We start from the raw sequence: 5756 nt of genomic DNA on the forward strand, positions 1-5756 counted from the left end.
GGTCTGTTGTTTGAGAACTCAATAGTGTGCCATGTTTGTTGATACCGGATGTTTTATTCGGTTGATTGGTTGTCGCCGTCCTGCCTCCGTGGGGTGGTGGCGACATTTTCAGCCGGGGTTTGATGTTTTCGTTGTTTTTTTGACGGAGAGTTTGATCCTGGCTCAGGACGAACGCTGGCGGCGTGCTTAACACATGCAAGTCGAACGATGATGCCCAGCTTGCTGGGCGGATTAGTGGCGAACGGGTGAGTAATACGTGAGTAACCTGCCCTTGACTCTGGGATAAGCCTGGGAAACTGGGTCTAATACTGGATACTACCTCTTGCCGCATGGTGGGTGGTGGAAAGGGTTTTACTGGTTTTGGATGGGCTCACGGCCTATCAGCTTGTTGGTGGGGTAATGGCTCACCAAGGCGACGACGGGTAGCCGGCCTGAGAGGGTGACCGGCCACACTGGGACTGAGACACGGCCCAGACTCCTACGGGAGGCAGCAGTGGGGAATATTGCACAATGGGCGGAAGCCTGATGCAGCGACGCCGCGTGAGGGATGACGGCCTTCGGGTTGTAAACCTCTTTCAGTAGGGAAGAAGCGAGAGTGACGGTACCTGCAGAAGAAGCGCCGGCTAACTACGTGCCAGCAGCCGCGGTAATACGTAGGGCGCAAGCGTTGTCCGGAATTATTGGGCGTAAAGAGCTCGTAGGCGGTTTGTCGCGTCTGCTGTGAAAGCCCGGGGCTCAACCCCGGGTCTGCAGTGGGTACGGGCAGACTAGAGTGCAGTAGGGGAGACTGGAATTCCTGGTGTAGCGGTGAAATGCGCAGATATCAGGAGGAACACCGATGGCGAAGGCAGGTCTCTGGGCTGTTACTGACGCTGAGGAGCGAAAGCATGGGGAGCGAACAGGATTAGATACCCTGGTAGTCCATGCCGTAAACGTTGGGCACTAGGTGTGGGGGACATTCCACGTTTTCCGCGCCGTAGCTAACGCATTAAGTGCCCCGCCTGGGGAGTACGGCCGCAAGGCTAAAACTCAAAGGAATTGACGGGGGCCCGCACAAGCGGCGGAGCATGCGGATTAATTCGATGCAACGCGAAGAACCTTACCAAGGCTTGACATTCACCGGACCGCCCCAGAGATGGGGTTTCCCTTCGGGGCTGGTGGACAGGTGGTGCATGGTTGTCGTCAGCTCGTGTCGTGAGATGTTGGGTTAAGTCCCGCAACGAGCGCAACCCTCGTTCTATGTTGCCAGCACGTGATGGTGGGGACTCATAGGAGACTGCCGGGGTCAACTCGGAGGAAGGTGGGGATGACGTCAAATCATCATGCCCCTTATGTCTTGGGCTTCACGCATGCTACAATGGCCGGTACAAAGGGTTGCGATACTGTGAGGTGGAGCTAATCCCAAAAAGCCGGTCTCAGTTCGGATTGAGGTCTGCAACTCGACCTCATGAAGTCGGAGTCGCTAGTAATCGCAGATCAGCAACGCTGCGGTGAATACGTTCCCGGGCCTTGTACACACCGCCCGTCAAGTCACGAAAGTTGGTAACACCCGAAGCCGGTGGCCTAACCCCTTGTGGGAGGGAGCCGTCGAAGGTGGGACTGGCGATTGGGACTAAGTCGTAACAAGGTAGCCGTACCGGAAGGTGCGGCTGGATCACCTCCTTTCTAAGGAGCCGTTGACCGCCGTGTGGTGGTCGCCCCCGCCCTAGTGCCCGTCCGTGGTGCTGGTGGGGTGAGCTCATGGGTGGAATATCAACGAGCAAGTGGCCGCACTCCTCCTGTTTCCCGGGTTTCGATCCGGGGGTGGGGATTGCCGGCCGGGTCGGGTCCTAGTACCTGCTGCACCGTGGTGAGCCCTTGCGGGTTCGTTGTGGGTGTGTGCGGTGGAAGAGAACCGGTTCGGTGGGTGGGTGTGGTCCGTGGCGCACTATTGGGTCCTGAGACAACAGGTCCCGTCCCCGTCTGGGGGTGGGGGTGTTGTGTCTGGGTTCCCGGCGTCCTGCCGGTGGTCGTGGTCCCTTTCGGGGGCCCTCGCCCACCAGTGTGCAGGGTGTGCGGGTTGTTGTTTGAGAACTGTATAGTGGACGCGAGCATCTTAAGAACAGGTGCCGCAAGCGACCGGGCGGCTCCCTCTTCTCGTAAGGGCAGGGGTGGTGGTTTGGTGGGTTGTGGTGCCGTGTTCGTGATTGATCGCCGAGATACTGCTGCCGTGCCCCGTTGTGGGTGTGGTGGTGGTGGTATCGGTGTGTTCTGTGATCATGTGGCAAGTTTTTAAGGGCGCACGGTGGATGCCTTGGCATCAGGAGCCGATGAAGGACGCGGTAATCTGCGATAAGCCTCGGGGAGCTGATAAACGAGCTGTGATCCGAGGGTCTCCGAATGGGGAAACCCCGCCGCGTGTTATGCGTGGTGACCCGCACCTGAATTCATAGGGTGTGTGGAGGGAACGTGGGGAAGTGAAACATCTCAGTACCCACAGGAAGAGAAAACAACAGTGATTCCGTCAGTAGTGGCGAGCGAACGCGGAAGAGGCCAAACCGATGGTGTGTGATACCCGGCAGGGGTTGCATCATCGGGGTCGTGGGGCGTGTCGTCCCGGGTCTGCCGGCCCGGGCGTGTGAGTGCAGGGCGATAGTCGAACCGGTGTGAGTGCCGGACCGGAGAGGGTGAGAGTCCCGTAGACGAAATCGTTGCTGCCGCACGGAGCGCGTACCCAAGTAGCACGGGGCCCGAGAAATCCCGTGTGAATCTGCCAGGACCACCTGGTAAGCCTAAATACTACCTGATGACCGATAGCGGACCAGTACCGTGAGGGAAAGGTGAAAAGTACCCCGGGAGGGGAGTGAAATAGTACCTGAAACCGTGTGCCTACAAACCGTCGGAGCCCTACAAGGTGACGGCGTGCCTTTTGAAGAATGAGCCTGCGAGTTAGTGTTACGTCGCGAGGTTAACCCGTGAGGGGTATCCGTAGCGAAAGCGAGTCTGAACAGGGCGAGTGAGTGGCGTGATCTAGACCCGAAGCGAAGTGATCTACCCATGGCCAGGTTGAAGCGCGTGTAAGAGCGCGTGGAGGACCGAACCCACTTCAGTTGAAAATGGAGGGGATGAGCTGTGGGTAGGGGTGAAAGGCCAATCAAACTTCGTGATAGCTGGTTCTCCCCGAAATGCATTTAGGTGCAGCGTTACGTGTTTCTTGCCGGAGGTAGAGCTACTGGATGGCCGATGGGCCCTACAAGGTTACTGACGTCAGCCAAACTCCGAATGCCGGTAAGTGAGAGCGTAGCAGTGAGACTGTGGGGGATAAGCTTCATAGTCGAGAGGGAAACAGCCCAGACCACCAACTAAGGCCCCTAAGCGTGTGCTAAGTGGGAAAGGATGTGGAGTTGCTTAGACAACCAGGAGGTTGGCTTAGAAGCAGCCACCCTTGAAAGAGTGCGTAATAGCTCACTGGTCAAGTGATTCCGCGCCGACAATGTAGCGGGGCTCAAGTACACCGCCGAAGTTGTGGCATTGCACCAATGATACCCAACCGGTCTCTGACCGGTTCAGGTGGTGCGATGGGTAGGGGAGCGTCGTGTGGGCAGTGAAGCTGCGGGGTGACCCAGTGGTGGAGCCCACACGAGTGAGAATGCAGGCATGAGTAGCGAATGACGGGTGAGAAACCCGTCCGCCGGATGATCAAGGGTTCCAGGGTCAAGCTAATCTGCCCTGGGTCAGTCGGGACCTAAGGCGAGGCCGACAGGCGTAGTCGATGGACAACGGGTTGATATTCCCGTACCGGCGAAGAACCGCCCCTATCGAACCGGGGACACTAACCACCCGAACCGGGCCATGCGGTGACCATTGGTCGCCGCCGGCACCGGGGAGCGTGGGACCTGAACCGGGGAGGTAAGCGTATTAACAGGTGTGACGCAGGAAGGTAGCCGAGCCGGGCGATGGTAGACCCGGTCTAAGCGTGTAGGGCGATCCGTTGGCAAATCCGCGGATCATACGAGCCTGAGACGTGACGGGACCCCCATTCGTGGGGGGATTCGGTGATCCTATGCTGCCGAGAAAAGCATCGACGCGAGGTTCCAGCCGCCCGTACCCCAAACCGACACAGGTGATCAGGTAGAGAATACTAAGGCGATCGAGAGAATCATGGTTAAGGAACTCGGCAAAATGCCCCCGTAACTTCGGGAGAAGGGGGGCCCCGACCGTGGACACCACTTGCTGGTGCGAGCGGGTAAGGGCCGCAGAGACCAGGGGGAAGCGACTGTTTATCAAAAACACAGGTCCGTGCGAAGTCGCAAGACGATGTATACGGACTGACTCCTGCCCGGTGCTGGAAGGTTAAGAGGACCTGTTAGCCTCACGGCGAAGCGGAGAATTTAAGCCCCAGTAAACGGCGGTGGTAACTATAACCATCCTAAGGTAGCGAAATTCCTTGTCGGGTAAGTTCCGACCTGCACGAATGGAGTAACGACTTCCCCGCTGTCTCAACCATGAACTCGGCGAAATTGCAGTACGAGTAAAGATGCTCGTTACGCGCAGCAGGACGGAAAGACCCCGAGACCTTTACTATAGTTTGGTATTGGTGTTCGGTGTGGCTTGTGTAGGATAGGTGGGAGACGGTGAAGCGGGCACGCCAGTGCACGTGGAGTCAACGTTGAAATACCACTCTGGTCACTCTGGACATCTAACTTCGGCCCGTGATCCGGGTCAGGGACAGTGCCTGATGGGTAGTTTAACTGGGGCGGTTGCCTCCTAAAGAGTAACGGAGGCGCCCAAAGGTTCCCTCAGCCTGGTTGGCAATCAGGTGTCGAGTGTAAGTGCACAAGGGAGCTTGACTGTGAGAGCGACAGCTCGAGCAGGGACGAAAGTCGGGACTAGTGATCCGGCGGTACATTGTGGAATGGCCGTCGCTCAACGGATAAAAGGTACCTCGGGGATAACAGGCTGATCTTGCCCAAGAGTCCATATCGACGGCATGGTTTGGCACCTCGATGTCGGCTCGTCGCATCCTGGGGCTGGAGTTGGTCCCAAGGGTTGGGCTGTTCGCCCATTAAAGCGGTACGCGAGCTGGGTTCAGAACGTCGTGAGACAGTTCGGTCCCTATCCGCTGCGCGCGCAGGAAATTTGAGAAGACCTGTCCTTAGTACGAGAGGACCGGGACGGACGAACCTCTGGTATGGCAGTTGTACCGCCAGGTGCACCGCTGCTTCGCTACGTTCGGAAGAGATAACCGCTGAAAGCATCTAAGCGGGAAGCTCGCTTCGAGATGAGATTTCCACGCACCTAGTGTGTGAGAGGCCCCCAGCTAGACCACTGGGTTGATAGGCCGGAGGTGGAAGCACGAACCAACGACGTGTGCAGCCGACCGGTACTAATAAGCCGACAACTTACACCACACCCCACCCCCCAACACGTGTTGGGAACCATGGGTGGGAACAAAACACAGAACACCGCGTCCACTATACGGCTCCCAACCAACAACCCCACGGTTGCCGGTGAAGCCCACAACTGAATACCGCCCACCACGGGCGGACAACCACAGTGACTTACCCACCCCCGCGAGCACCGGGGGGTCGGGCACCAGAGTTACGGCGGTCATAGCGTGGGGGAAACGCCCGGTCCCATCCCGAACCCGGAAGCTAAGACCCGCAGCGCCGATGGTACTGCACCCGGAAGGGTGTGGGAGAGTAGGACACCGCCGGACCACACCACCAGGGTCGAGCCCCCGCACACCGTGCGGGGGCTCCCCGCATTTAACACCC

At 58.2% G+C, this 5756-nt stretch carries 3 rRNA genes; all 3 read left to right on the forward strand.

The annotated features are described in order from the left end of the window. The first annotated feature begins 139 nt into the window (after positions 1–139). A 16S ribosomal RNA gene (locus RF647_RS18885) occupies positions 140–1665 on the forward strand. A 595-nt stretch (positions 1666–2260) separates the two neighbouring features. Then, positions 2261–5389 (forward strand): 23S ribosomal RNA (locus tag RF647_RS18890). 192 nt (positions 5390–5581) lie between these two features. Continuing rightward, positions 5582–5698: ribosomal RNA gene (rrf, locus tag RF647_RS18895) — 5S ribosomal RNA — on the forward strand. The 16S, 23S and 5S rRNA genes sit together here, the layout of an rRNA operon. The last annotated feature ends 58 nt before the right edge of the window (positions 5699–5756 follow it).

Source organism: Kocuria sp. CPCC 205263 (assembly GCF_040981075.1).
GTDB classification, from domain to species: Bacteria; Actinomycetota; Actinomycetes; order Actinomycetales; family Micrococcaceae; genus Kocuria; species Kocuria rosea.